Raw genomic sequence first — 24,345 nt, forward strand, 5'->3', positions numbered from 1 at the left:
CCCGGGCCGGCTGCACCCGGCCCCAAGCGGCTGCGGGCCGCTCGGATCAGCCGCGCGGCGCGGCCCGGATGAACAACGCCTCGGCGTCCGCGACCAGTTCGCCGTCGGCGTACGACCGGGCGGTGACCCAGGCCTTGCGCCCGTCCACGCGGGTGACGCCGGCCTCGTAGTCGATGCGCGTGTACAGCGGCGTCGCGCGGCGCATCCGCACGGTCAGCCACCCGGTCATCCCGAGTGCCCCCGCGCCGGACTGCGCGCAGCCCATCACCTCGTCGAAGGCCGCCGCGACATAGCCGCCGTGCACGCGCCCGTACGGCCCCTCGTACGCTGCGCCGAAGGTCACATGCGCCCGCACCAGTTGCCCGTCGCCGGTGATGTGCAGCGGCGGCGCGAGTGGGTTCGCGGCGCCCACGAGCGGGCCGCGTTCGTGCAGCGCGAGATCGCGCGAGGTCGGTGTGCGCTCGCCCACACGGGCCAGTGTGGCGATGCGATCGGCCAAATCTGATACATCGTCAGCTACGCTTTCCAGCGTGCTCTCGGCACCCTCCGGGTCGACCGACTTCACCGCCTCGATCAGGCGGCGGGTCGCCTCGGCCAGCCGGTGTCGCGCCGCGCGTCCGGCGCTGTCCGGGTCCGGGCGCGGCGTCCAGGTCAGGCGCAACTCGCGCAGTACGTCGTCCGGTATCGGCGGTGGGGCGAGGGCCTCGTCGGGCTCGCGGGTGTCCGTGGGTTCGCGGGCGGCGGCGGTCATGACGGCTCCTGGGTCGGAGTGGCCTGGCTTCGGCCGGGCGAATGGCCGATCATTGCATGTAAAGAGAACGAGTTCTAGTTTTGACGGGCTGCCGTCGCAGGCGGCGCCGTCGTCGTACGGAATCGCAGTCACAGTAGAGGAGACGTCATGCCGATCGATGCCGCGAAGGCCACCGGAGCCGAGCCCCGCACGGGTGAGATCGCCTGGTCGAACAAGGACGTGATCCTCTACCACCTGGGTCTGGGCGCGGGCACGCCCGCCACGGGCGCGGACGAGTTGCGCTACACGTACGAGAAGAACCTGCACGTGCTGCCGACCTTCGCGACGGTGGCGGGCACCAAGGTCGGCGGCAGCCTCTCCGCGCTGCCCGGCATCGACATCAACCTGCGCGCGGTGCTGCACGGCGGCCAGGAGATCGTCGTGCACAACCCGCTGCCGGCCAAGGCCAAGGGCGTGAAGGCGACCAGTCGGGTCGCGGACGTGTACGACAAGGGCAAGGCCGCCGTGATCGTGCTGGAGTCGTCGGCCGAACTCGAGGACGGCACCAAGCTGTACGACTCGCGCGCCGAGATCTTCGTGCGCGGCGAGGGCGGCTTCGGCGGTGAGCGCGGGCCGGTGACCAAGATCGACGTGCCCGAGCGCGCGGCCGACCACACCATCGATGTGCCCACCGGCGCGGACCAGGCGCTGCTGTACCGCCTGTCCGGCGACTGGAACCCGCTGCACGCCGACCCGGACTTCGCCAAGGCGGCCGGCTTCGACACCCCGATCCTGCACGGGCTGTGCTCGTACGGCCTGACCCTGAAGGCGGTCGTGGACAACGTGCTGGGCGGCGACGTCTCGCGGGTCAAGCGTTACCGCACCAAGTTCGCCGGCATCTTCTTCCCGGGCGAGACGATGCGCGTCCGGGTCTGGGAGGAGGACGGCAAGCTGCTGATCAACACCTCCGCCGTCGAGCGCGACGATGCGATCGTGCTCTCCGACACGGTGGTGGAGTACACGTCCTGACGACGCGTCCTTGCCGAAGCGGCGCGGTACGCCGGGGAACCCGAGGTCGCCCCGACCTCGCGACCCCGGCGCCCCGCGCCACACCCCTCCGCCACGCGATACGCCCCACCCCGCGCCCGAACCCGCGGCCCCGCCCCGGGGCCGACCCACATCACCGGCCCGAGCGTCTTCGCCGCGCCCGGCCCCACCGCCGTGCCTGCCCGAGCGACAGGCCCGCCGCCACCTTCGCCCCTGTGCGGCCGCTGCCCGCCGCCGCGCCGACCGCGCCGCCTGCGCCCGCCACTGCGCCCGCCCGGTCCCACCGCCGTTCCCCTCCACGCCGTCGCATGCCCGCTCGCCCCACACACCGCAGCCCACGCCGGCAAACCGCCCGCACCTGTCGCCCCGTTCGCCTCGACTGCGCGGGCGCGCGCCGCTGAGCCCTCCCAGGTCCCCACCTCCGCGCCTGTCCTAGCTGTACGCGCCATCGCCCCCGCGCAGTCGACGACCGGGTCACTTCGAGCCCCGTCCACCGTCGCGTCCGCCCTGCACACGCTGTGCGTGCGCCGTCCGCACCTGCGACCGCATCGGCATGCTGCTTGCACCCGCACCCGCACCCGCACCCGCCTGCCCGCCTTCGCACCCGCGACCCCGCACGCCCCGTCCGCTACTGCGCCCGCCCGGGTGCACCGCGTCCGCCCCCGCCATCCCGTCCGCCCCGCATCCGCCGCGCGTGCCCTGCGCTCATCCGCGCCCAGCGTGCCTGCGCTGCCGCCCGCACTGACGACGCCGCGCGTCCGCCCGCATCCGCCCACGCTCGGCGCCACGCCTGCGCCTCGCCCGCCCACACCCGAACCGCCACACCCGCCCCGTCGCCGTGCGCACCCGCCGTGCCCGCGGCGCCCGCCGCCCGCCGCCCGCGGCGCCCACGGTGCTCCCGCCCCACGTCGTTCGTGCTCGTGAGCGCAGCGTCGGGCGGCGAGTGGTCGACGGTCGGGTGTGTGACCTTGCCTTGTCCCGGGTCCGATGCCTTTCGCCTTCTCGTGGGGGCGGATACCTTGACCGTGTCATTGGTCTTGAGTCAAAACGAGAACAAGTTATAGTTCTTGACCGGGCCAAGTATTGGTTCGCAGAAAGACGAGGGAGCCCCCATGCGCGCAGCGGTTCTGCACGAGACCGGCCAGGACAAGCTCGACGTCCGCGATGACGTCGAGGCCGTGGGCATGGGCCCGGGACGCGTGCGGGTCAAGCTGCACGCGACCGGCGTATGTCACTCGGACCTGTCGGCGATGACCGGCGTCCTGCCCCAGCCCGCGCCGTTCGTCCCCGGCCACGAGGGCGCCGGCGAGGTGGTCGAGGTCGGCGACGGCGTGAGCACCGTCGCGGTCGGTGACCGGGTGATCATCTGCTGGGCGCCGCCGTGCGGCGTGTGCAACTACTGCCGCGGCGGCCAGTCCAACCTGTGCCTGGCCGGCTTCATGAACGCGGGCACGCAGAACTTCACCTTCGGCGGCACCCCGTCGTACGGCTTCACCGGCACCGGCACCTTCGCCGAGGAGGTCGTGGTCGCCGCGCCGTGCGCGGTCAAGGTCGCCGACGACGTGCCGTACGAGATCGCGGCGCTGATCGGCTGCGGCGTCACCACCGGTGTCGGCGCGGTGTTCAACAGCGCGCGGATCGAGCCGGGCGCGTCCTGCGCGGTGATCGGCGCCGGCGGCGTGGGCATCGCGGTGATCCAGGGTCTGCGCGCGGCCGGTGCCGCCGAGATCGTGGCCATCGACCCGGCCGAGTCCAAGCACGTGTGGGCCAAGCAGTTCGGCGCCACGCACGCGATCACCCCGGACCAGGCCGCGGACGCCAAGCGCGACCTGACCGCCAATCAGGGCTTCGACTACGTCTTCGAGGTGGTCGGCAAGTCGTTCACCGCGCGCAGCGCGTACGACCTCACCCGCCGCGGCGGCGACGTGATCATCGTCGGCGCGGGCGCGATGGACGACAACGTCTCGTTCAACATGTTCGAGCTGTTCTTCGACCAGAAGCGCATCATCGGCAGCATCTACGGCGGTGGCGACATCGTCTCCGAGTACGAGCGGATCACCAAGCTGTGGCGGGCCGGACGGCTCGACCTGGAGGCGATGATCACGCACCGCCTCACCCTCGCCAACATCAACGACGCGTTCGACCTGATGAAGAGCGGCGAGTCGATCCGCACCATCGTCACCCTCTGACCGAGCAGCACCAGAGCCCCAGCAAGCGGCGCCGTAATCCGCAGCCCGCCCACCCGAGACAACGGGTGGGCGGGTGGGCACGACAACGCCCACGCCAACCAAGACGCGACCGCAGCAAAGCCACCGACCCCACGGGAGTTACCGCATGACCACGTCGCTGGATGGCAAGGTCGCCGTAGTCACCGGCGCCGGCCGGGGCCTCGGCCGCGCCGAAGCCCTCGAACTCGCGAAGCAGGGCGCGGCCGTCGTGATCAACGACTTCGCCCCCGAAGGCAGCCCCAACCCGGCCGACGACGTCGTCGCCGAGATCGTCGCGGCCGGTGGCAAGGCCGCCGCCCACCGCGGCGACGTCTCCGACTTCGACGCGGCGGGCAAGCTGATCCAGCTCGCGATCGACACCTTCGGCTCGATCGACATCGTGGTCAACAACGCGGGCATCCTGCGCGACCGGATGATCTTCTCGATGACGGAGCAGGAGTGGGACTCGGTCCTGGCGGTGCACGCCAAGGGCCACTTCAACACCACCCACCACGCCTCGAAGTACTGGCGGGAGAAGTCCAAGGCGAGCGGCGGCGCGGTGTACGCGCGGGTGATCAACACCGCGTCCGAGGCGTGGCTGGCCGGCTCCGCCGGGCAGCCCAACTACGCCGCGGCCAAGTCGGCGATCGTGGGCCTGACCATGTCCACCGCGAACGCGCTGGTCAAGTACGGCGTGCGGGCCAACGTGATCTGCCCGCGGGCGCGCACCAGCATGACCACGCACGTGTTCGGCGAGAGCGCGAACAACATCGCCGAGGGCGAGATGGACCCGCTGGCGCCCGAGCACGTCGCGCCGCTGGTCGCCTACCTGGCCAGCCCGGCCGCCGAGCAGATCACCGGCCAGGCCTTCGTGGTGCACGGCGGCTTCGTCGCGGTGATCGAACGCCCCACGCTCCAGGCCAAGTTCGACTCGAAGCAGGCCACCTTCACGCCGGACGAGCTGGACCAGGTGCTCTCCGCGCACTACGCGGACAAGAAGCTGGGCGCCGGCTACACCGCCGACGACCTGCTCTTCCTCAAGCGCGACCCGCGCTGATTCCCGATCCGCGGGGCCGGGGGCGGCGGAATCGCCCCCGGCCCCGCTTTCGCCCGCACCGTTGACACGTGTCGTGACGCGGCCGCGCAGGGCTCCGCGCGGATCGCCGCGATCGGGCCGCGGCCGGCCGGCCGCCGGTCCGAGGGGTATCTCTCGTACCGCACCAAGAAGGGGCTCCCCGTGCTGACCTCCGCCGACGACTTCCCGATCCACCAGACGCCCGAGCCGGTGGCCACGCCCGCCACCTCGGACCGCAACGCGTACGACCGCTACTGGTTCAACGGCTACGCCCGCGACGGCGCGTTCTACTTCGCGTTCTCGCACGGCCTGTACCCGAACCGGTTCGTCGCCGACGCGCACTTCACGATCAGCGTGGACGGCGTCCAGCACAGCCTGCACGCGTCCCGCCGGGCGCCGCTGGACCGGTTCGACCTCACCGTCGGCCCGGTCGGGATCGAGGTGCGCACGCCGCTGAAGGTGCTGCGGGTGTACGTCGAACCGAACGAGCACGGGCTGGGCTGCGACCTGACCTTCACCGCGCGCGCCGCCGCGATCGAGGAGGAGCGCACCACCACCCGCAACGGGCACCACGTGATCATGGACTCGACCCGGTTGACCCAGCTCGGCGTGTGGTCGGGGACGGTGACGCTGCCCGGCGGCCGGATCCTGGAGATCGACCCGGCGACCACACTGGGCACCCGGGACCGCTCGTGGGGAGTGCGGCCGGTGGGCGAGCGGGAGGGCGGCGCGCCCAAGCCGTTCAATCCGATCCTGTGGTTGTGGACACCGATCCACTGGGCGGACGAGGTCAGCCTGTGGGCCTCCTTCGAGCGCGCGGACGGGCACATGTACCACGTGGACGGCAAGCGGGTCGCCGCGACACCGCTGGGCACGCTGCCCGACCCGGCGGATGTTCCGGTCCCCGAGGACCAGCCCGTGTTCGAGAAGCTGACGCCGCATCACCACGCACTCACCTGGGTCCCGGGCACCCGGCGCATCCAGGGCGGCGAGTTCCACATGACCGACGGCGCGGGCGAGCCGTTCGCCTACCGGATCGAGCCGATTGGCACCCGCGGGCTGCTCGCGGGCCTGGGCTACCTGCACTCCGAGTGGGGCCACGCGGTCTGGCAGGGCGAGCTCAAGGTCGGCTACGAGAGCTGGGAGCTGGACAAGGTCGACCCGCTGCAGTTCGACCGCCAGCACCAGCAGCAGGTGATCCGGGTGACCGAGCTGACCGGCGCGGGTCGGGTGGGTGTCGGGGTGGCCGAGCAGTTGTTCTTTGGCCCGCACGAGCCGTACGGCTTCACCGAGATCCTCGACGGCGCCTGAGTCGGCGGGCTGGACGCGCCCGAGAGGGCGCGTGGGACGGCGCCCGAGACGGTGCGTGGGACGGAGCCCGGGTTGGGACCGCCCGGCGGCGCGCGGGATCGGGTCGGGTCAGCGTCGGACCCGGCCCCGCGCGTTCTCCTCGGCGCGGACGGGCTTGCGCTCGAACCAGCCGACCGGGTCGGTCGGCCGTTGCTCCCACGCGCCCACCAGATCGCGGTACAGCGCCGATTCGGCGAGCAGTTCGTGATGGGTGCCCAGCGTCGGCCGGTTGCCGTCCATGAGCAGGATGCGGTCCGCGCGGCGGGCCGAGTCGATCCGGTGTGCGATCACCACCAGGGCGCCCGCGCGAGTCGCGAACGCCGCCTCGGCCAGCGCCTCGGTGGGCGGGTCCAGGTGGCACGTGGCCTCGTCGAGGATCACGAAGCGGGCGGGGGACAGGTACGTCCGGGCCAGCGCGATCAGTTGGCGCTCGCCGGCGGACAACGCGCCCGGGTCGGCGATCCGCGCGTCGTAGCCGCCGAGCCGGGCGATCAGTTCGGCCGCGCCGACCAGGCGCACCGCGCGGTCCAGATCGGCGCGCACGACGTCCGGGTCGAGGTAGCTCAGGTTCTCGTGCACGGATCCGGCGAAGACGTACGCCTCCTGCGGGACCACCGCGATCGTGGCGCGCAGCGCGGGCTCCGGCCAGTTCGGGAGCCGGGTGTCGGCCAGGGCGACGCTGCCCTGATCCGGCGCCAGCAGGCCGGCCAGCAGGGCGGCGAGGGTGGACTTGCCGATGCCGCTCGGTCCGACCACCGCGAGATGCGAACCGGCGGAGACGGTCATCGTCAGGTCACGGACGACCGGTTCGGCGAACGGGCCGTAGCCGAAGGTGACCCGGTCCAGGACGAGACCACCGGAGCCGGATGGGGCGGGCGCGGGGCGGGCGGCGGGCATCGGCGCGGGCTCGGTCGTCTGGGCCAGGCGGCCGGCGACCACGAGCAGTTCCAGGAACCAGCCGCCCACGGTCGCCGTCGCGGCTCGCACGGCGGGCTCCAGGTGCTGGGCCAGGTACAACGCGGCACCCGCCACCTCGCCGGTGCTCAGGGTGCCGTCGCGGACCAGCCAGGGTGCCGCGATCAGCACGGCGAGCAGCGGGAGTTGGCCGCCCAGGGCGACCACGAGCAGCCGTAGCGAGGAGGCGCGGGCGAGCAGCTTGGCGGCGCGTGCGCGGGCGTCTGCTTCGGCGCCCAGTTCGGCCACGACGCGCTCCTGTGCGCCGCACGCGACCACGTCCCGCAGACCGGCGACGGTGCGGCCGGTGTGGGCGGCGATCTCCTCGTCGGCGAGTACGAGGGCGCGCCGGCGCCGGGCCAGCGGCGGCAGCAGGCGTACGAACAACCACACGGCCAGACCGAGGGGGATCAACACGAGCGGAAGCAGGATCGGCGCGAGGACGGCGAGGCCGAGCAGCGCGGCCACGATCGTGACGCCGAGCTGGCGCAGCGTACGCAGGAGCGACGCGGTCAGGTTGCGGCAGCTCTCTACCTGCTCGGTCAGCCGAGCCACCGCCGCGTCCGCGCGCATCCCCGCGCCGGGACTCCCGGACGTCGCGTCCAGCACGGCGTCGGACACCACCCGGCGCACCAGGGTGTCCCGGATCGGCTCCACCACGGCCGCCAGGTGCGGGAACATCGCGTATGTGGCGGCAGCCCGAATCAGCATCGCCAACGCGAGCACGCCGAGCAGCACGAACCCGACACCGAGCCGCCCGGCCAGGAACCCGCGATCGAGCGCGGCGGCGAGCAACGCCCCCGACAACAGCGCGGGAATCCCCTCCGCCACCGACCACCCGAGCACCCGCCCCAAAGCCGCCCGCCGTGCCCGCAACAACCCCACCAACAACGCCTGCCCAGCCCGCAACCCACCACCGTAGGGGCCGGCACTGTGCCGCCGACGGGGTCGGGGGGCGCGGGGGGTCTGGCGGGAGTTGTGGGCCTGGTGCGGGGAGGTGTCGGATTCGGGCGGGGAGGTGTCCGGCGCGTCCGGGAAGGTGCCGGATGCGGGCGCGCAGTCGTCCGGCCCGTCCGGGGAGATATCCGATCCGGGTGTGGAACTACCGGGTCCATGACCGGAACTGCCGAGTCCGGGCAGGGAAACGTCGCTTGACTGTGCGGAGTTCTCGGGCGGTTGCGGAGAGCTGTCGGATCCTCGAGGGGAGTCGCCAAGCCCAGGCGAGGAGTCGCCGGGGGAGCCTCCCGCGTCGTCCGTAGCACCATCACCATCGCGGACGCCCACCGCTCGTCCCCGTCCCCACCACGAGCGGGCCGCACGCACGCCGGAGCCGGCTCCGCCCTGACGCCCACCATCGCCCCGCCGCCGATGCCGAGCGGGCCCACCCCGGCCGACACGACCGTCGCCCGACGGACCGTCAACCGGACCCGGCGGCGAGGGCACGTCGTGTCGGGGCGGCTCGATCGAGGGCGGGGTGTGCGCGGGAGCGCCTGGGCTGTCGCTGGGTGGAGTACGGTCCGGGGTCCCCGCGGCCGAAGGCACATCGCATCGAGTCCGCTCGATCGCGGCTCCGCCGCCGGGTGGGGTGTCCACACGGGTCGGGATCGCGGCGCCCGGGGCTATGTCGCGTCGGGACGGTTCGATCACGGGCGGGGTGTGTAGGGCAGCGCCCGGCTCGTCACTCGGCAGATCCCGCGCCGGGATCCGCACGGCCGAAGGCACATCGCATCGAGACGACTCGATCCCGGGCCCATCGGTCGGCGGGGTGTCCAAGGCGGCGCCAGGGTTGCCGCCGGGCGGAGCCTGCGTTGGGTTCCCTACCGCCGAGGGCGCATCGCGTCGAGACATCTCGGCCGAGGGCCCGGCGGTCGGCGGGGCGTCCACGGCGGCCCGGTGACTCGACCGTTCGGCCCTCCGAGTCCGCCATCGGCGCCCGCGAGCGACGGGTTCGGTCGTCACAGCCGCGTCCGCGTCCGCCCGCACCGAGTCATCCCCGAATTCCGCTCCGCCTCCCACCCACAACACCCGCCGCCCGCCCCGACCAGGAGTTTTGCCCGCGCCTGCGTGCTCCTCCGGTGCAGGTGCGGAGAGTCCTCCCGGCTCCGAGCCGCCGCCCGCCCACAACAGCCGCCGCCGTTGCCCACCCCGGCCGGCGGTCTCGGCCGCGTCCTCCGCTGGCCCGGCCGGGAGCCCTTCCGCTTCCGCACCTGCCCACGAGATACGTCGTCGGCTACTGCGGCTGAGGGCCTGAGCCGCGTCCGAGTCGCCCTCCGGCGCGGTCGCGGAGAACCCCTGCGATTCCGGGCCCGTGCCAGCCCACGGCACCCGTCGTCGCCTACTCCGGCCGAGGGCCCCGGCCACGTCTGCGCGCTCCTGCGGCGACGGCGTGGAAAGTGCTTCCGACTGCGGGTGGACGCCCGCCCGGGGCACCCGCCGCTGTCGTCCACTGCGGCCGGGGGCCTGAGCCGAGTCCGCGTCGTCCTCCGGCGCCGGCGCGGGGAGTCCCTCCGGCTCCGGGTCCGCACCTACCCGGGGCACGCGCCGTTGCCCACGCCGGCCGGGGACTTCGACCCCGTCCCCGTTGTCCTGGATTGTGAATGCCGGGAGTTCGTGCGATTCCGGGTCCGCGCTTGCCCGGGGCACACGTCGTCGCCTACTCCGGCCGGGGGTCTCGGCCGCGTCCGCGTGCTCTTCCGGTGCGGGCGCGGGGAGTTCTTGCGATTCCAGGTGGGCGCCTGCTCGGGACATGCGCCGCCGCCGTCCACTTCGGCCGGAGGACTGGGCCCCGTTCGCGTTGTCCCGCGTCGTGGATGCCGGGAGTTCTTGCGCTTCCGGGTCCGCGTGCTCTTCCGGTGCGGGCGCGGGGAGTTCTTGACCTTCCGGGTGGGCGCCTACCCAGGACACCCGCCGCCCTCGTTCACTTCGGCCGGAGGGCCGGCCCGCGTCCGGGTGCTCCTCTGGTGCAGGTGCGGGGAGTTCTTGCCATTCCGGGGATCCGCTTGCCCACGACGCCCGTCGCCGAGCGCTCCGCCCCCGTGCGGTTCGGGAGCGCCACCGCCGAACACGTGGGCCGGGGGCCTCGGCCGCCGGGGCATCGCCGGGGTCCGGGCCGGTGGTGTCCGAGGCACGGGAGGGGTCCGTGTCCCACCCCGGTTTCCTACGCGAGCCTTTCCCCACCGAGCCGCGAGCAGCACGGGATACCTCCTCGGGCTCCTCCGGGGCCGGCGGTTCGGCGCGACGTCGACTCGGGTCCCATACCGGAACCACCACGCGCCGGCGTCGCCCGGTGGGTCGGGCCGGGGCGGGGTTCGGCTCCGTGGTTCGGTCGTCGTGTGGCCCGTCGTCGGTCATCCGGCTTCCCCCTTCGGCCTCGGCCCCGGCAGGAACGCCGGGCTCCGTGCTGTCCTCGGCGGTGATCGGCGCCCGTTGCCCATTCCGCGGCAGCGCCGAGCGGGCCGCGTGCACGGTCACCGCCGAACACCAAGCCCACTCGCCGGCCCGGCCCGCCATCGCCGCGCGCTGCGCTTGCTCACCCGGGGCGTCCTGCCGGCCGTCGCCGTCCACCGCCGCGTGCCCTGCCCGTTCACTCGGGCCGTCCGGCAGAGCGCCGCCGCCCGCCATCGGCGCCCCGCCGCCCTCCGCCGTCGCGCACGTCGTCCGCCCGTCGGGATCTCCCCGCCCGAGGCTCTCCTCGGCCTCCACGTGTCCCGGCCGCTCGTTCGGCCGGTTCCGTGTGTGGGCGGCCTCCGGTGGTTCGTGCGTCGTTTGCTTGTTCGGGTGGTCCCACGTGTTGCCGGCTCCCTGCGGCGGGGGGCCGTGTTGCTCGTTCCGGGGCTCGGGTGGGGTGGGGTGGTGGCGGTTCGGCGGAGGTTCGTTGGTGTCGTCGGTCATGTGACCCCGTGCCTCATCGGGTCGTGTTCGGGTCGGGGGTGCGGGTGGTGAAGATCGCGCGGTAGGTGGGGTCGCTCCAGAGTTCGGCGTGGGTGCCGATCGCCTTGATGCGGCCCGCGGCCAGCCAGGCCACGAAGTCCGCGCCGGCCGCCGCGGTCGCGCGGTGGGCGACGACCAGTCGGGTGCGGCCCGCGAGCCCGGCGCGGAACGCCTCGTGGATGTGGTGTTCGGTGACCGTGTCCAGGCCGCTGGTCGCGTCGTCCAACACCAGCACCCGCGCGTCCTGTACCAATGCCCGTGCCAGACCCAGCCGCTGCACCTCACCGCCGGACAGCGCGAGCCCCTGGGTCCGGGTCGCGTAGCCGGCCGGCAACCGACGGACGAAGTCGTCCGCGAACGCCATCCGGGCCGCCTCCGTCACCGTCTCCGCATCCGCCCCGGGCCGCCCGTACGCGAGCGCCCCCGCCAGATCCGCGCCCACCAGGACCGGCCGCGGAAACGCGTACGCGATCGCGCGCCGCAACTCGCCGCGTGCCAACCGGGTTACCGGCATTCCGTCCAGGAGCACCTCACCCTCGTCCGGCTCGCGCAACCGCCCCGCCAGCGCGGCCAGCGTGGACTTTCCCGAACCGGACGCCCCGACCAGGGCCACACACGCGCCCGCCGGCACCGTCAAGTCGATCCCGTCCAGCACCACCCGCTCCGCGTCCCGACCCGGTTCCGATACCCGCACGCTCACCCGCCGGAAGGTCAACTCGCCCCGCCCCGGCGGCAGTGTGCGTGCCGTCCCGTAGCCGGCGGGTTCGACCGCGAGCAACTCCGCCGCCCGAGTACGCCCGGCCCGCGCGTGGGCGACCCCGACGAGTGCCTCGACCTGCTCCAGGAAGCCCAGTCCCAGCGCCGCGTACCCGGCCGCCGCGACCAGTTGGCTGGGCGGGATCCGCCCCTCCGCGAGCAGCCACCCGGCGATCGACAACACGGTCAACTCGACCATCGGCGCGAGCAGCAACACCTGGGCGACCGCGTTGCGTTGGGCCCGCCACAAGCCGTGGCCCGCCGCCGACAACTCGGGCAGCGGGGCGAGGATCCGGGTGATCTCGCGATCCCGCGTGCCGCAGGCCCGGATCGTCCGGGCCCCCGCGAGTGCGTCGGTCAGCCGGGCGGCCAGGCCGCTCTGCACCACCTGGTAATCGGTGAACAGACCGGTCGCGCGGGTCATGAACAGCCGTACGACGAGCAGCCCGGGCAGCAGCCCGCCGAGAAAGCCGACCGCCAGCCACGGATCGATCAGCGCCAGCGCGACGATGCCGCCGAGCGAGGTGACCAGCGCGCCCAGCGTGCCGAGCAGCGAGGGGACCAGGCCGGCCGCGTCGGGCGCCGCGCCGACCAGCCGGGAGGTGACATCCCCGGCGGCAAAAGGATTCCGCGCGCCGGTGCCCAGATCGGTGACCTGTACCGCCAGTCGCCGGCGCAACCGCGCGGTCAGGTCGGCGGCCAGTCCGGGACCGGCCACCTCGGCCAGCACTCCCGCGAGCAACCCCAGCGCCAGTACGGCCACCAGCCGCACGGTCGGTCCCGTCGCGGAGTCGCCGCGCACCACCGCGTCCACGGAGCCGGCGACGGCCGCGGGCAGCAACAACGCGGCGATCGACCCGGCCGGGACGGCGAAGGCGAGCGTGAGGGTCGCCCCGGGCGCGGTGCGCAGCGCGGCACGGAACCCGGTGCCGGTGCGGTCCACCCGCTTCGGGGCGGTCTGCGTGGCTATCGGCACATCGGCCACAGCGTGACTCCTCGGGTGCGCGGACCGTGGAACGGGCGGCGCCCGAACGGCACCGTCGCGACGAAGAAGGACGACGAAAACGGAGAAGGAAGTCGAAGACGGAGAGGCGAAGACCGGGAGACGAAGAAGGATGTCGAAGACGAGGAGACGAGAAGCACAACCAGGACGGAGCAGCAAGACCACGCCGAAAAGCAAGACCACGCCGAAAAGCAGGACCAGGACGAAGAAGCGAAGACCAAGAAGGAGGCACGAGCGGCGTGCCGCAGGCCCGGAACCGGCCGCGATTGCCATGCTGAGGATCGGCCCGAGACCGGGAGCTCCTGATTCCGGCAGGAACTCCCGGTCCCGGGTTCGTACTTACCGGATCGACCACCGGCTGTTCGACCCCGGCTCACCGCTGCGAACCACGGTTCACCGCACGGATGCCGGTCCGTCGACGCGCACACCGCCCAACCGGCCGGCGACGCGATCCCGGAATTAGCTGATCGTGAAGATCAGGCAGGTGACGAGCAGGCAGGTGAACTGACACCCGTTGCCGCCGTGGCCGCCCAGCTCGACCGACTCGGTCTCGGGGAGCTGCTGCAGGGCCGCGAGGTCGGTCTCGATGTGCTCCATGGTGATTCTCCTTCGGGACGGTGCCGCCGTCGCGAGCGGTCGCCCGCGACGGGTGGTGCGGGGCGATTCCCCCCCTGTCGTCACACCCGGCCGGTTTGCAGGAAACCGGTCAGGCGGGCGTGGAGATCGGGTGCCCCATCCCCGGTCAGGACGTCGTGGCCCAGACCGGGAAGCTCCAGGTAGCGAAATTCGGTGCCCTCGACCCGGCCGCGGCCGAGCAGGGTGTGGCGCAGGGTCCGGGACTGGCCGACCGGGATGGTGTCGTCCCGGTCGCCGTGCACGAACAGCAGCGGTACGGCGATGCGATCGCACACCGCGACCACGTCGCGCGGACCCTGTTCGTCGGCGTACTCGGTGTCGCCACCGAGTCGGGTCATCAGCGCCCGGATCGGCACCGAGGCCTCGGCGATCAACCGCGGTCCGGACAGGAACGGTGCCACCGCCAGGCACCTCGACCACACGTTCGGCGCGAACGAGGCGGCCAACAGCGCGAGATAGGCCCCGTAGCTGACCCCGAACAGGGCTGGCGGGGCGAGTCCGAAGGCGGCCCGCTCGGCGCCGATCGTGCGGCCGATCGCGGTCACGTCGGCGAGGTCCGGGCCGCCCCACGCGCCGTGCAACTCGCCGGCGAACCGCGCGCCGTACCCGGTGCTGCCGCGCTGATTCGGCGCCACCACCGCGATGCCCGCCGCCGCGAGCCGTTGCAACAGCGGGTCGAACTCGAACCGCCATGCCGCCGCCGGCCCGCCGTGCAGGGCGAGTAGCACGTGTTCGGCCGCGCGCCAGTCCGGACCGCCGTACACGATCGACTCGACCGGCCCCGTGCCGCCGACCAGCAACTCCAGGTGGGCCGGTCGCCAGGCGGGCCGGGCCGCGTCGTCGAACCCGATGAACGGGCCCGGCTCGCCGTCCTGGCGCCACGTGTCGGGTCGGTCCGGGTCCAGCCTGGCCAGGCAACTGGGCCGATCCGGCGCGGAGTACGGGATCCGCAGCCCCTGTTCGGTCCACCGGCCGACCGCACCCAGACAACCGTCCGGCGTGGCGACCTCCACCAGCGTGCCGTCCTCGGGGGTCCACACCGCCAGCCGCGAGATCGCGCCCCGATCGAGTTGGAGCGCCACCCGGCGGCCGTCCGGCGCGATCGCGATCGGCCGCACCGCCGCGTCGGGCAGGTGTACCAGCTCCGGGAAGCGCACCTGCCCCGGCGCCTGCGCGCGGTCGGCCGGCAACCGGATCCAGCCCAGCCGGTCGCCCCCCGGCGCGTCGCTGGCGATGACCAGCAGGCCGCCGACCGGATCGGCCAGCAACAGCCGGTCGTTGCTGGCCTCGGTCAGCTCCAGGAAGGGCCGCACCGCGGCGGTCTCGAAGTCGAGGACGACGGTCTTGACCCGGCCGTCCCGCACCTGGTCCAGAGCCAATCGCCGGCCGTCCGGGTCGAGTCGGACCCCACCGCCGTACAGGCCGGACAACTCGGCCACGGGGTCCAACCGGCCGTCCTCGCGGACCAGCCACACCGTGGTCGACGGCGTCGTGTCGGCCCCGAGCGCGAGCGCGAGCGCGTCCGGACCCGGCGACGGCAGCAGCCGCAGACCGGGCAGCCGAACCGTGCCCAAGTGCCGTTCGCTGCCCGCTTCGTCGGCCTCCAGCAGGACCAACTCGTGCCGGCCGGGCTGGTGTCGACAGATCAGCACCCGGCCGTCCGGCAACGCGAGCAACTGGCTGTGCAGCCGCTCGGGCGCCCCGGTGCCCACCGGCAGCGCGCCACTGGCTCGGCCGGGCCGCAACGACCAGGACTCGACCCGCCAGGTGCCGTCGCCCGGTGTGGCCAGACACGCCGCGTGCCCGCCGTCGGCCGCGAACGACCAACTGATCCGACGCAGCGGTCGCGTCGTCACCATGGTGTTCACGCGTCCTCACCGTGCAACCAGAGCCGACCGCCGCCGTGGCCGAGCCGCAGCAGGAAGCCGAGGACGCCTGCGGTGCCGGTGCCGTACGAGGCGGAGACGCCGATCGCCGTCTCGTCGGCGGGCACCCGCAGGCCCTCGATCAGCGCGGTCCGGGCCCGGAGCTGGTCGGCCAGGTCGGCGGCGCGCGTGCGATGGCTCTCGTCGTCGAGCAGTTCGGCCAAGTCGAGTAAGAACTCGCCGTTGCCCGCGAGGCCGTGGCACGCGGCGGTGCCCGAGTGCCAGCGGGCCCGATGGACCGCCGCGCCCGCCCGCTCGGCCAGGTCGCGGTGCTGCGGATCGCCGTCCGCGCGCCACAGCCGGACCAGGAAGGTACCGACGCCGGCCGAACCGCTGCACCAGTGCGCCAGGCGTACGCCCGCCGGATCGCCGGGGCCCTGCGGCCACCACGCGGTGTCGCCGTCGGCGCGCACGGTCCGGGTCAGGGTGCGGGCCGCGGCCCGGGCGCCGTCGAGGCAGCTCTCGCGGCCGGTGGCCAGGGCGGCTTCCAGCAGAAACGTGCCGACGCCGGCGACGCCGTGCGCGAAGCCGAGGTGCGCCGCGCCGGCCAGGCGCGAGTCGAAGTCCTTCGGGACCGGCCACAGGGTCAGGTCGCCGGCCTGCCGGGCCGCGCCGAGCAGCGCGTCGGCGCACGCGACGACGCGCTGCCGGAACCGCTCGTCGCCGGTCGCCCGCCACATCCGGACCTGGAGCAGACCGGCCCCGGCGGCCCCGTGGCACACATCCGGATTGGGCCACGTGATCGGTACCCGCAGGGCCTCGTCGACGGCCGCGGCGGCGAGCTTCTCGTCGCCGAGCAGGGCCGCCGCGTCCCGCAGGGCCCACGCGGTGCCGGAACGCCCGAAGTGCAGGCCGGGCAGGACCACCGGTTCGGCCGCCGCCCGATCGCGCAGCCACGCCGCGCCGTCCTCGACCGCGCGGTGCAGCGCGTAGCGCAGTCGGGGTTCGAGCGTGGTGGTGTGCGCGGCCCGGGCCAGTACACCCAGCACACCGGCGGCGCCGTACTGCACGCTGCACGGATCCATCGCCGCAGCGCCGGCCGTCATCGGCCACAGCCGATCCACCCGCCCCGGCGTCATCGTCGCGATCAGGTGGGCGAGCCCGTCCAGGAGCAGCGGATCGTCCTCCGGCGGCTGCGGATGCGGCGGGACCTTGTCGCCCTCGGTGTCCGGATGCGGCCGAGGTCCGTCCGGCGCGTCCTGGCGCCCGGCCACACCGACCTCGGCACCGGCACTCGCGCCCGCGAAGCCCCGACCGCCGTCCCTGCCACTCCCGCCTTTCGGCCCGGCGGCAGCGCCGTCACCGCCGTCCAGCCCGGCCACGGCGCCGTCATCACCGTCCCGGCCGACAGCGACGCGCTCCCCGGCGTCCACGCGCTCCCCGCCGCCCCGACCCTCGCCCGCACCGTCGTCACCGTCGTCACCGGAGACACCCACTCCCGAACTCGGGCCCGAGCCGGAGCCCGCCCCGACCCCGCCATCCACCCCCGCGACGTACGCGCCCAACCGCTGCACCGTCCATCGCGCCGTCGGCTCCTCGTGCCACAGACCGCGGATCGCCGGCGCCAGCCGCCGTGCCGTGTCGCCCTGCCGTGCCGCCAACTCCAGCCACGCGCCCAGGCGTTCCACCGTGCTGCGGTTCGCCCCCACATCCTCGGGCAGGGCCGGGTCGGCGCCGGTGGCCAACAGGAAGAACAGGCCGCCCAGGCTGTACAGATCGGCGGCGGGGTGCACGGGATGCCCACCGTCCGCGGTGGGACGCTGCTCCGGCGCCCGATAGCCGGGAGTACCCGCCGCACCCGCCCAGGAGCCGATCTCGGCGGCCAACTCCAGGTCCACCAGACGCACCGCGTGGTCCGGCCCGACCAGGACGTTCGTCGGCGACAGGTCGCGGATCACCAGGCCCTCGTCGTGCACCGTCCGGACCAGTCGGATCAGTTCCTCGACGATGCCCCGGGCCCGCGCCCAGGGCACGTCCGGGTCCTGCGCGTGTCGGCCGACCCAGGTGCGCAGCGGCTCGCCCGGAACCCGCTCCTGGGCCAGGAAGATCGTCTCGGCCTCCTCCACGAGCGCGACGTGCCGAGGGGTGAGGCCGGTGTGCGCGAGCCGCCGCATGAGCATCGCCTCGTGCCGCAGCGCGGCGCACGCGTCCCGCCCGGAGCGGTCCACCTCGATGTGCGCGCGGGCCTGCTTGACCACGACGTCGGTGTCGTCGGTGGTGTCCCGGCCGACGAAGACGCCGCCCTTGGCCGAGTGCCGCAGCGCCGCGGTGACCGCGAAGCGGCCCGCGATCAGCACCCCCGGGGGCCGGGCCGGCGCGGGCGCGGCGGCGGGCGCCGAACGGGCCCGCCGCAGCAGCGGATCCGGCGCCCACGGCGGCGGGGTGAACCAGGCCTCCCGGGCGTCGTCCACGGCCAGCCCGTCGGGGTCGGTGAGCACCGCCCGGTAGCCGCCGTCGTTGCCGAGCACCGCACGTCGGCCGAACCCGCCGTAGCGGTAGTGCACGACGCTGCCCGGTCGACACGGCCGATCGGAGAGGATGCCCGGCCCGCTCAGCTCGCGCGTCACCTCGTCGAGCGCGTCCACCAACTCCATGAACTGCTCGTCGTCGTCGGGATAGACGGTGATGAACTTGCCCGCCGAAGCCCGGTCCGCCTCCCGCGAGTTGAGCATCCGCAGCCGCTCGGTGTCGCCGGCGAACTTGAACGCGACCCGGCGCGGCAGGAGCACGTCGCAGACTCGGCCGAGCACGTGCGGGGCGTCGCCGGTGCGCGCGCTGACGTGGATCTTCCAGCCCTGGGCGCGGGCCGCGTGGCCCGGCGGTCGTACGGTGCACCAGAAGTCGTCCGAGCGCACGTCCCACCCGGCGCCGGTCTCGGCGGGGTCGGGCCGACCGGCGGCCCGACCGTCGTGATCCTGTTCCCGGGCACCGACCGCAAAGCGGTCGAGCGCCGCACGGACGCGGTCGACCAGGTTCGTACCCGGCGCGCCGTGGCCGCCGGTGCGCTCCGCACGGTGCCCACGAGTCGTCGTCGCCATCCCTGGACTTCCCCCTCGACTGTGCCCTCGCGCCCCGGTCGGCGATGCGCGTCGCGCTCGTCGACCGGTGCCCGGAAACGGTTGTCGGACGACCGTTGTGACTCGGTCGCCGACATGGCCGCCCCGCCTCGGATCGCTCCCCCCGGCGGGACGGCATGACCGTACGCAGCGCGTTCGGGCCACCTCAACGAGTTGCGGCAGCCTTCACCCCTTTGAGTGAAGTGACCCGCATTGAGGGTTGGTTGGTCAGTTGATCTGCATATTTCCGAACAGTCGACATCGGCGCAGGTCAACGGGCTGGCATGGGGGCAACCATGCGGCTGGGAATGGGCTGATCGAGTTACTCGCCGATTCCGCGCTGTTGGGCCAGGATCGCGGCCTGGACCCGGCTGCGCAGGCCCAGTTTGGTGAGGATCCGGCTCACGTGCGTCTTGGCCGTGGCCTCGGCCATGTCCAGGTGTTCGGCGATCCGCTGGTTCGACATGCCCCGGCCCAGGCACGCGAGCACGTCGCCCTCGCGCGGCGTGAGCGACGCGAGCGCCTCGGCGCCCACCTCGGGCCCGTCCGCCGGTCCCGGGCGGGAGGGGCTCGCGAACGCGTGGATCAACCGGCGGGTGACCTCCGGTGCCACGAAGCCGTCACCGCGCGCGACCAACCGGACCGCCTCGACCAGGCGTTCGGCGTCCACCGTCTTGAGCAGGAAGCCCGCGGCGCCCGCGCGCAGCGCGCCGAACACGTATTCGTCCAGGTCGAACGTGGTCAGTACCAGGACGTCGAGCCCTTCCGCGGTCAGCTCGCGGGTGGCGCTGATCCCGTCCAGGCGGGGCATCCGCACGTCCATCAGCACCACGTCCGGGCGCAACGACCGGGCCAGTTCCACCGCGTTCTCGCCGTCGACGGCCTGGCCCACCACCTCGATGCCCGTTGCCGCGTCCAGGATCAGCACCAGTCCGGCCCGGACCGCCGCCTGATCCTCGGCGACCAGCACGCGCAAGGTGTCGATGTCGCTCACCCGGTCCCACCCTTCGGCCCCAGCGAGGCGTTGTCTCCGGCGCCGCGCACCACGTCGTCACCGCACGGGAGTTCGGCCCGTACGTACCATCTGCCGTCGCGCGGCCCCGCCTCGAACACGCCGCCGAGCAGCGAGACGCGCTCGGACATGCCCACCAGTCCCGCACGGGCGCCGGGCAGTCGGGTCACGTGCTCGGGATCGATCCCGTTGTCCCCGATGATCACCACGTCCTGGGCACGATAGGCGAACACCATGCGCAACCGCTGCGGTGTGGCGTGCTTGAGCGCGTTGGTCAGGGTCTCCTGGACCACCCGATAGGCGGCCAGGTCGACGGGCGTGGGCAACTCCCGCACCACGCCGGTGACCTCGATGTCGACGATCAGCCCGGCCCGGCGCACGTGTTCGACCAGCCGATCGGTCTCCGCCAGACGGGGTACGGACACCGGTTCCTCGGGGGTGTTCTCCGAGCGCAGCAGGCCGATCATCCGGCGCATCTCGGTGAGCCCTTGCAGGCTGCTCTCCCGGATCACCTCCAGCGTCTCGCGCAGCCGGGCCTCGTCCATGCTCCTGACCGACAGCGCGGCGGTGGACTGGACCGCCACCGCGCTCAGGTGGTTGGCGATCACGTCGTGCAATTCGCGCGCCATCCGGGCACGTTCGGCGACCACGGCGGCCTGGTGGTCGAGTTCGGCCAGCCGCGCGGTCTGGGTCGCGCGCAACCGTTCCACCTCGGCCTTCTCGCGGTGTTCGCGCACCGAGAAGCCGGTGAGCACGGGGGAGATGCCGACCAGTCCGATGTAGAAGATGGACAGGACGAAAAGCCGGAACTCGCGGGTCACCGCCCAGACCGTGCCCGCGCCCAGGATCAGCGCCACCACGTTGCCGTACAGCAGCCCGAACGCCAGTCGCGACGTGCCGTACAGGCACGCCGCGTACAGCACGTCGGACCACATGATCAGGCCGCCGATGGAGGGCCCGAGCGCGATGTCCACGCTCTCGCAGGCCAAGCCCAGGAACACCGCGAAGCGCGGCGACGTGCTGCGATGGCACTCGGCGACGGTCAACGGCAGCAGCGGCAGCAGTCGGAACCACCGGTTCGGGTCCCACGCGCCCCAGATCAGGTAGGAGTTGGTGACGAGCAGGACGAGGGCGCCCGCGAGGACCACGCCGCCGATCGCGCAGTCGCGGCGGATGGGCGGCGCGAGGCCGGGGAGATGGAAGGGCAGGGGGCGCTGCCACGCCGAGGTCGGATCGCTCACGCCCCCATCCCAACATCATTGGGGCGGACATGCCGACCGTCTGCGCCGAGCGGCGCGATGATCGTCCTGATTGATGCCGATTCCCACTACTTCGGCTGAAAGCGAATGCCGCCGTCGAGCCGGATCACCTCGGCGTTGAGGTAACTGTTGGTAAGCAACTCGTACGCGAGCGAGGCGAACTCGTCCGGGACGCCCATGCGCTTGGGGAACAGCACCTGCTGCCCGAGGGTGTCCTTGACCGCCTGCGGTGCGGCGGCGAACAGCGCGGTGTCCATCGTGCCGGGTGCGATCGTGTTGACCCGTACGCCGATCGCGGACAGGTCGCGCGCGACGGGCAGTGTCATGCCGGCCACGCCGGCCTTGGACGCGCCGTACGCGGCCTGGCCGATCTGCCCGTCGAAGGCGGCCACCGACGCGGTGCACACGATCGCGCCGCGCTCGCCGTCCGCCTGCGGCGAGGCGCTCGCCATCGCGGCGGCGGCGAGCCGGACCGCGTTGAAGGTGCCGATCAGGTTGAGCCGGACGATGAACTCGAAGGCGGCGAGCGGGTGCGGCGTGCCGTCCCGGGCCACCGTGCGGGCGCCCATTCCGGTGCCGGCGCAGGAGACCAGCGCGCGCAGCGGCGCGACGGCGACCGCCGCGTCCACCGCGGCCTGCATCTGCTCCTCGTGCGTGACGTCGGTCGCGACGAAGACGGCGCCGGCGCCGATTTCGGCGGCGACCGCCTTGCCCCGCTCCTCGTTCTTGTCCACGATCACCACCGAGGTGCCGCCGGCCGCGAGTCGGCGGGCGGTCGCCTCGCCGAGCCCGGAGGCCCCGCCGGTGACGATCGCGGACGCGCCTGTGAGGTCCAGCATGAGCGTTCTCCCCTCGCCTGTTCTTGACTGAAGCAAGCTATTGCATGGAAAGGGGAGGCGGCCAGCGGATCTGACGGTGAGTCAGTTCCGGGTGGGCGCGGCGGGCCTGCATGATCGCGTGCGGTGCGCCGGTCCCGGTCGCCCGCGGTGCGCCCGGCCCCGATCGCCGCCGTGCGTCAGCCCGGGCCGGTCGCGGTCGCGCGCGGGGCCACGCTCACCGTCACGGTCGTACCGATCGCCACCGCCTCGCCCGAACCCGGGGTCGAGCCGGTGACCACGTCGCTCCGGGAGGCCCCGGAGGGCAGCGCGATGTTCAGGCGGGCGTTCTTCAGCGCCGCGGTCGCGTCGGCGACGGTCAGGCCGGACAGCGGCGGGACCGTGGTCGTCACCGGAGCCGACGACGGGGCGGGATCGGTGGGCCTGATCGTGATCGGCGGCCGGATGACCGGCGGCGTGGTCCGAACCCCGGACATGGTCACCACGATCTCCGCCTTGTCCCGATCCACCTTCTTCCCGGCCGCCGGGTCGGTGGAGGCGATCGTGCCGCCGGTGCCCTTGACGACGCCGCGAAAACCCTTCTCCCGCAGCAGCGCGACACCCTGCGCCTCGGTCATCCCGACCACGTTCGGCACGGTCAGCTTCCCTGGCGCGCCGGTGCTCGGCGAGGCCGAGTCGGACGCCTCGGGTGTGCTGGTCACCGGCGCCTCGGTGGTCGGCACGGCGGCCGGGGAGGACGCGGCCGAGGAGCCCGCCGACCCCGTCGGGACGACCTTGGCCGCCGGCTTCTTGTCGTCCGAGCCCGCCATCGCCATACCGATCAGCAGCGCCGCGACGATCGCGGCCACCGTCGCGGCCACGGCGCCGGCGATTCTGGTCCGCCGCTTGCCGCCCCGACGCTCACGATCGTCGTGGTACGGATCCACCGGTGCGCCGACCGGTCGCCGGCCACCGTCCGGGTCGCGGTCCGTGGACACCACCCGCACCGAGAACGGCGCGCACGCGGACACCCGCATGTCCCGGGCGGACACCACCCGAACCGGGATCTCGCTCTCCTCGACCACCCGGGACACCGGTTCGAAGGCGCTGCCACCGCTGTCCGCGCCCACCTCGCCCAGGCCGAACATCCCGCTCGGCGCGACCTGGTCCTCGATGTCCGGGGGCACCGTGTAGACGATCGTCCAGATCCGGGTCTCGCCCGGATACACATCGGGCGCGCCGGGGCGGTCCAGGCCGATCCGCCGGCCGACGTCCCGGGGCAGTTCGGGGTCGTAGCGGTCCGGCGCGCTGCCCGCGTTGCGCAGGGTCAGCGTCACCATCACCGTCTCGCCGGCGGCCGCGGTGATCCGACGAGGTTCGCACCATGCCTGGACCGCGCAGGCCGGATCGCCCATGCGCTGGCCGTGCAGGTCGGTGCCGCATTGTTCGCCCGGGCAGTACGCGTCCGTCTCCAGATAGGGCGTACCGCACAGCAGACAGTGCACCATCGTCGTCGTCCCCCTCGTCGGTCGTACGACAGTGCGAGCCTGCCTACCGCACAAACGCTTCGGATGGGGCCGACTTCACACAATCCGGGGGCGCTCCGGTGCACTGCGTCACCGTCCGCCCCGGATGCCCGAATCCGGGGCGGCGACCTCGGAGCGGTAACCTCCCTTCGTGCCCAAGCTCTCCGACGTCGTCAGCGCCCTCGAACGGATCTACCACCCCGAGTGGGCCGAATCCTGGGACGCGGTGGGGCTGGTCTGCGGCGACCCGGACGCCGAGGTGCGCTCGGTGATGTTCGCCGTGGACCCGACCCGGGCGGTCGCCGACGAGGCGCTCGCCCGCGGCGCCGACCTCCTGGTCACCCACCACCCGCTGTTCCTGCGCGGAGTGCACTCGGTCGCCGCGACCGGATTCAAGGGGCGCGTCGTGCATACGCTGATCACCGGCGGCTGCGCGTTGCACGTCGCGCACACCAACGCCGACTCGGCGGCCCCCGGCGTCTCGGACGCGCTCGCCGCCGCGCTCGGACTGACCGTCACCGCCCCGCTCGACCCGGCCCCGGCCGACCCGAGCGAGTGCCGGGGCATCGGCCGGATCGGCGAGTTGGCCGCCGCCGAGACGCTCGCCGCTTTCGCCGCCCGGGCCGCCCGGGCGCTGCCCGCCACCGCGACCGGCCTGCGCGTGGCCGGCGACCCGGACCGCCTGGTGCGCACCGTCGCGGTGTGCGGCGGCGCGGGTGACAGCCTCTTCGACGCGGTCCGCCGCAGCGGCGCCGACGTCTACGTCACCGCCGACCTGCGCCATCACCCGGCCTCGGAGGCGCTGGAACACGGCGGTCCCGCGCTGCTGGACGCCCCACACTGGGCCACCGAGTGGCCGTGGCTGGCGTACGCGGCCCAGGAACTGACCAGTGCGCTCGCCGCGACCGGTACTACGGTGGAAACCCACGTGTCGGAACTAGTCACGGACCCGTGGACGTTCCACACACCGCACCGCTGAGCGCCGTGACGACGCGCATGTGGCCCGATCGGCCCGACCGTCGTCCGCAACACCCGAAGCCACCCACCGAAACGCAACGGGTGGG

At 73.4% G+C, this 24,345-nt stretch carries 15 protein-coding genes; 5 read left to right on the top strand and 10 right to left on the bottom strand.

Features of this window, described 5'->3' with window-relative positions; translation table 11 throughout:
* Window positions 1-46 precede the first annotated feature (46 nt).
* Entirely contained in the window at window positions 47-751 is a 705-nt protein-coding gene (locus tag ACZ4FV_RS28230; protein ID WP_395869459.1) for a PaaI family thioesterase, read from the bottom strand.
* A 147-nt stretch (window positions 752-898) separates the two neighbouring features.
* Between ACZ4FV_RS28230 and ACZ4FV_RS28235 the strand changes: the two genes are divergently transcribed.
* From ACZ4FV_RS28235 to ACZ4FV_RS28250, 4 genes are all read left to right on the top strand, one after another.
* Entirely contained in the window at window positions 899-1,759 is an 861-nt protein-coding gene (locus tag ACZ4FV_RS28235) for a MaoC/PaaZ C-terminal domain-containing protein (protein WP_395869457.1), read from the top strand.
* Between the two features lie 1,130 nt (window positions 1,760-2,889).
* Window positions 2,890-3,966 carry a Zn-dependent alcohol dehydrogenase gene (locus tag ACZ4FV_RS28240; RefSeq protein ID WP_395869455.1) on the top strand — a complete coding sequence of 359 codons (1,077 nt, stop codon included), beginning with the start codon at window positions 2,890-2,892 and terminating at the stop codon, window positions 3,964-3,966.
* 145 nt (window positions 3,967-4,111) lie between these two features.
* Window positions 4,112-5,041 (top strand): 3-oxoacyl-ACP reductase, encoded by a 930-nt coding sequence (locus ACZ4FV_RS28245; RefSeq protein WP_449763831.1) that lies wholly within the window; start codon window positions 4,112-4,114, stop codon window positions 5,039-5,041.
* 180 nt (window positions 5,042-5,221) lie between these two features.
* Window positions 5,222-6,370, top strand: coding sequence for an Rv3169 family protein (locus ACZ4FV_RS28250; protein WP_465323565.1), 1,149 nt, complete (start codon window positions 5,222-5,224; stop codon window positions 6,368-6,370).
* A 108-nt stretch (window positions 6,371-6,478) separates the two neighbouring features.
* On the opposite strand, the gene ACZ4FV_RS28255 is transcribed toward ACZ4FV_RS28250, so the two are convergent.
* The 9 genes from ACZ4FV_RS28255 to ACZ4FV_RS28295 all read right to left on the bottom strand — a co-directional run bounded on the left by ACZ4FV_RS28255 (window position 6,479) and on the right by ACZ4FV_RS28295 (window position 23,263).
* Window positions 6,479-8,272 carry an ATP-binding cassette domain-containing protein gene (locus ACZ4FV_RS28255; RefSeq protein WP_465323566.1) on the bottom strand — a complete coding sequence of 598 codons (1,794 nt, stop codon included), beginning with the start codon at window positions 8,270-8,272 and terminating at the stop codon, window positions 6,479-6,481.
* A 2,995-nt stretch (window positions 8,273-11,267) separates the two neighbouring features.
* Window positions 11,268-13,034: an ABC transporter ATP-binding protein gene (locus tag ACZ4FV_RS28260; RefSeq protein WP_465323567.1), complete on the bottom strand. Its 1,767-nt coding sequence runs from the start codon at window positions 13,032-13,034 to the stop codon at window positions 11,268-11,270.
* Between the two features lie 477 nt (window positions 13,035-13,511).
* Window positions 13,512-13,649 (bottom strand): VenA family class IV lanthipeptide, encoded by a 138-nt coding sequence (locus ACZ4FV_RS28265; RefSeq protein ID WP_020549100.1) that lies wholly within the window; start codon window positions 13,647-13,649, stop codon window positions 13,512-13,514.
* An 80-nt stretch (window positions 13,650-13,729) separates the two neighbouring features.
* Window positions 13,730-15,547, bottom strand: coding sequence for an alpha/beta hydrolase family protein (locus tag ACZ4FV_RS28270; RefSeq protein WP_395869610.1), 1,818 nt, complete (start codon window positions 15,545-15,547; stop codon window positions 13,730-13,732).
* Window positions 15,548-15,552: 5 nt separating this feature from the next.
* Entirely contained in the window at window positions 15,553-18,651 is a 3,099-nt protein-coding gene (locus ACZ4FV_RS28275; RefSeq protein WP_465323568.1) for a class III lanthionine synthetase LanKC N-terminal domain-containing protein, read from the bottom strand.
* A gap of 340 nt (window positions 18,652-18,991) precedes the next feature.
* On the bottom strand, window positions 18,992-19,663 hold the full coding sequence (locus ACZ4FV_RS28280; protein ID WP_395869443.1) for a response regulator: 672 nt from the start codon (window positions 19,661-19,663) through the stop codon (window positions 18,992-18,994).
* On the bottom strand, window positions 19,660-20,922 hold the full coding sequence (locus ACZ4FV_RS28285; protein WP_395869441.1) for a sensor histidine kinase: 1,263 nt from the start codon (window positions 20,920-20,922) through the stop codon (window positions 19,660-19,662). Before ACZ4FV_RS28285 ends, ACZ4FV_RS28280 begins: the two co-directional genes overlap by 4 nt.
* 86 nt (window positions 20,923-21,008) lie before the next feature.
* A complete protein-coding gene (locus ACZ4FV_RS28290; RefSeq protein WP_465323569.1) occupies window positions 21,009-21,779 on the bottom strand; it encodes an SDR family NAD(P)-dependent oxidoreductase in 771 nt (256 codons plus the stop codon).
* 176 nt (window positions 21,780-21,955) lie between these two features.
* Entirely contained in the window at window positions 21,956-23,263 is a 1,308-nt protein-coding gene (locus ACZ4FV_RS28295; protein WP_465323570.1) for a PASTA domain-containing protein, read from the bottom strand.
* Between the two features lie 169 nt (window positions 23,264-23,432).
* Here ACZ4FV_RS28295 and ACZ4FV_RS28300 point away from each other — a divergent pair, with 169 nt between their 5' ends.
* On the top strand, window positions 23,433-24,260 hold the full coding sequence (locus tag ACZ4FV_RS28300; RefSeq protein WP_465323571.1) for a Nif3-like dinuclear metal center hexameric protein: 828 nt from the start codon (window positions 23,433-23,435) through the stop codon (window positions 24,258-24,260).
* Window positions 24,261-24,345 lie beyond the last annotated feature (85 nt).

It is taken from the genome of Embleya sp. NPDC025285 (assembly GCF_055558835.1).

Coding starts and splice junctions, on each gene's coding strand:
- ACZ4FV_RS28275 (WP_465323568.1), bottom strand. CDS start 18,651: ATGGCGACGACGACTCGTGGGCACCGTGCGGAGCGCACCGGCGGCCAC.
- ACZ4FV_RS28270 (WP_395869610.1), bottom strand. CDS start 15,547: ATGGTGACGACGCGACCGCTGCGTCGGATCAGTTGGTCGTTCGCGGCC.
- ACZ4FV_RS28290 (WP_465323569.1), bottom strand. CDS start 21,779: ATGCTGGACCTCACAGGCGCGTCCGCGATCGTCACCGGCGGGGCCTCC.
- ACZ4FV_RS28240 (WP_395869455.1), top strand. CDS start 2,890: ATGCGCGCAGCGGTTCTGCACGAGACCGGCCAGGACAAGCTCGACGTC.
- ACZ4FV_RS28265 (WP_020549100.1), bottom strand. CDS start 13,649: ATGGAGCACATCGAGACCGACCTCGCGGCCCTGCAGCAGCTCCCCGAG.
- ACZ4FV_RS28230 (WP_395869459.1), bottom strand. CDS start 751: ATGACCGCCGCCGCCCGCGAACCCACGGACACCCGCGAGCCCGACGAG.
- ACZ4FV_RS28245 (WP_449763831.1), top strand. CDS start 4,112: ATGACCACGTCGCTGGATGGCAAGGTCGCCGTAGTCACCGGCGCCGGC.
- ACZ4FV_RS28295 (WP_465323570.1), bottom strand. CDS start 23,263: ATGGTGCACTGTCTGCTGTGCGGTACGCCCTATCTGGAGACGGACGCG.
- ACZ4FV_RS28235 (WP_395869457.1), top strand. CDS start 899: ATGCCGATCGATGCCGCGAAGGCCACCGGAGCCGAGCCCCGCACGGGT.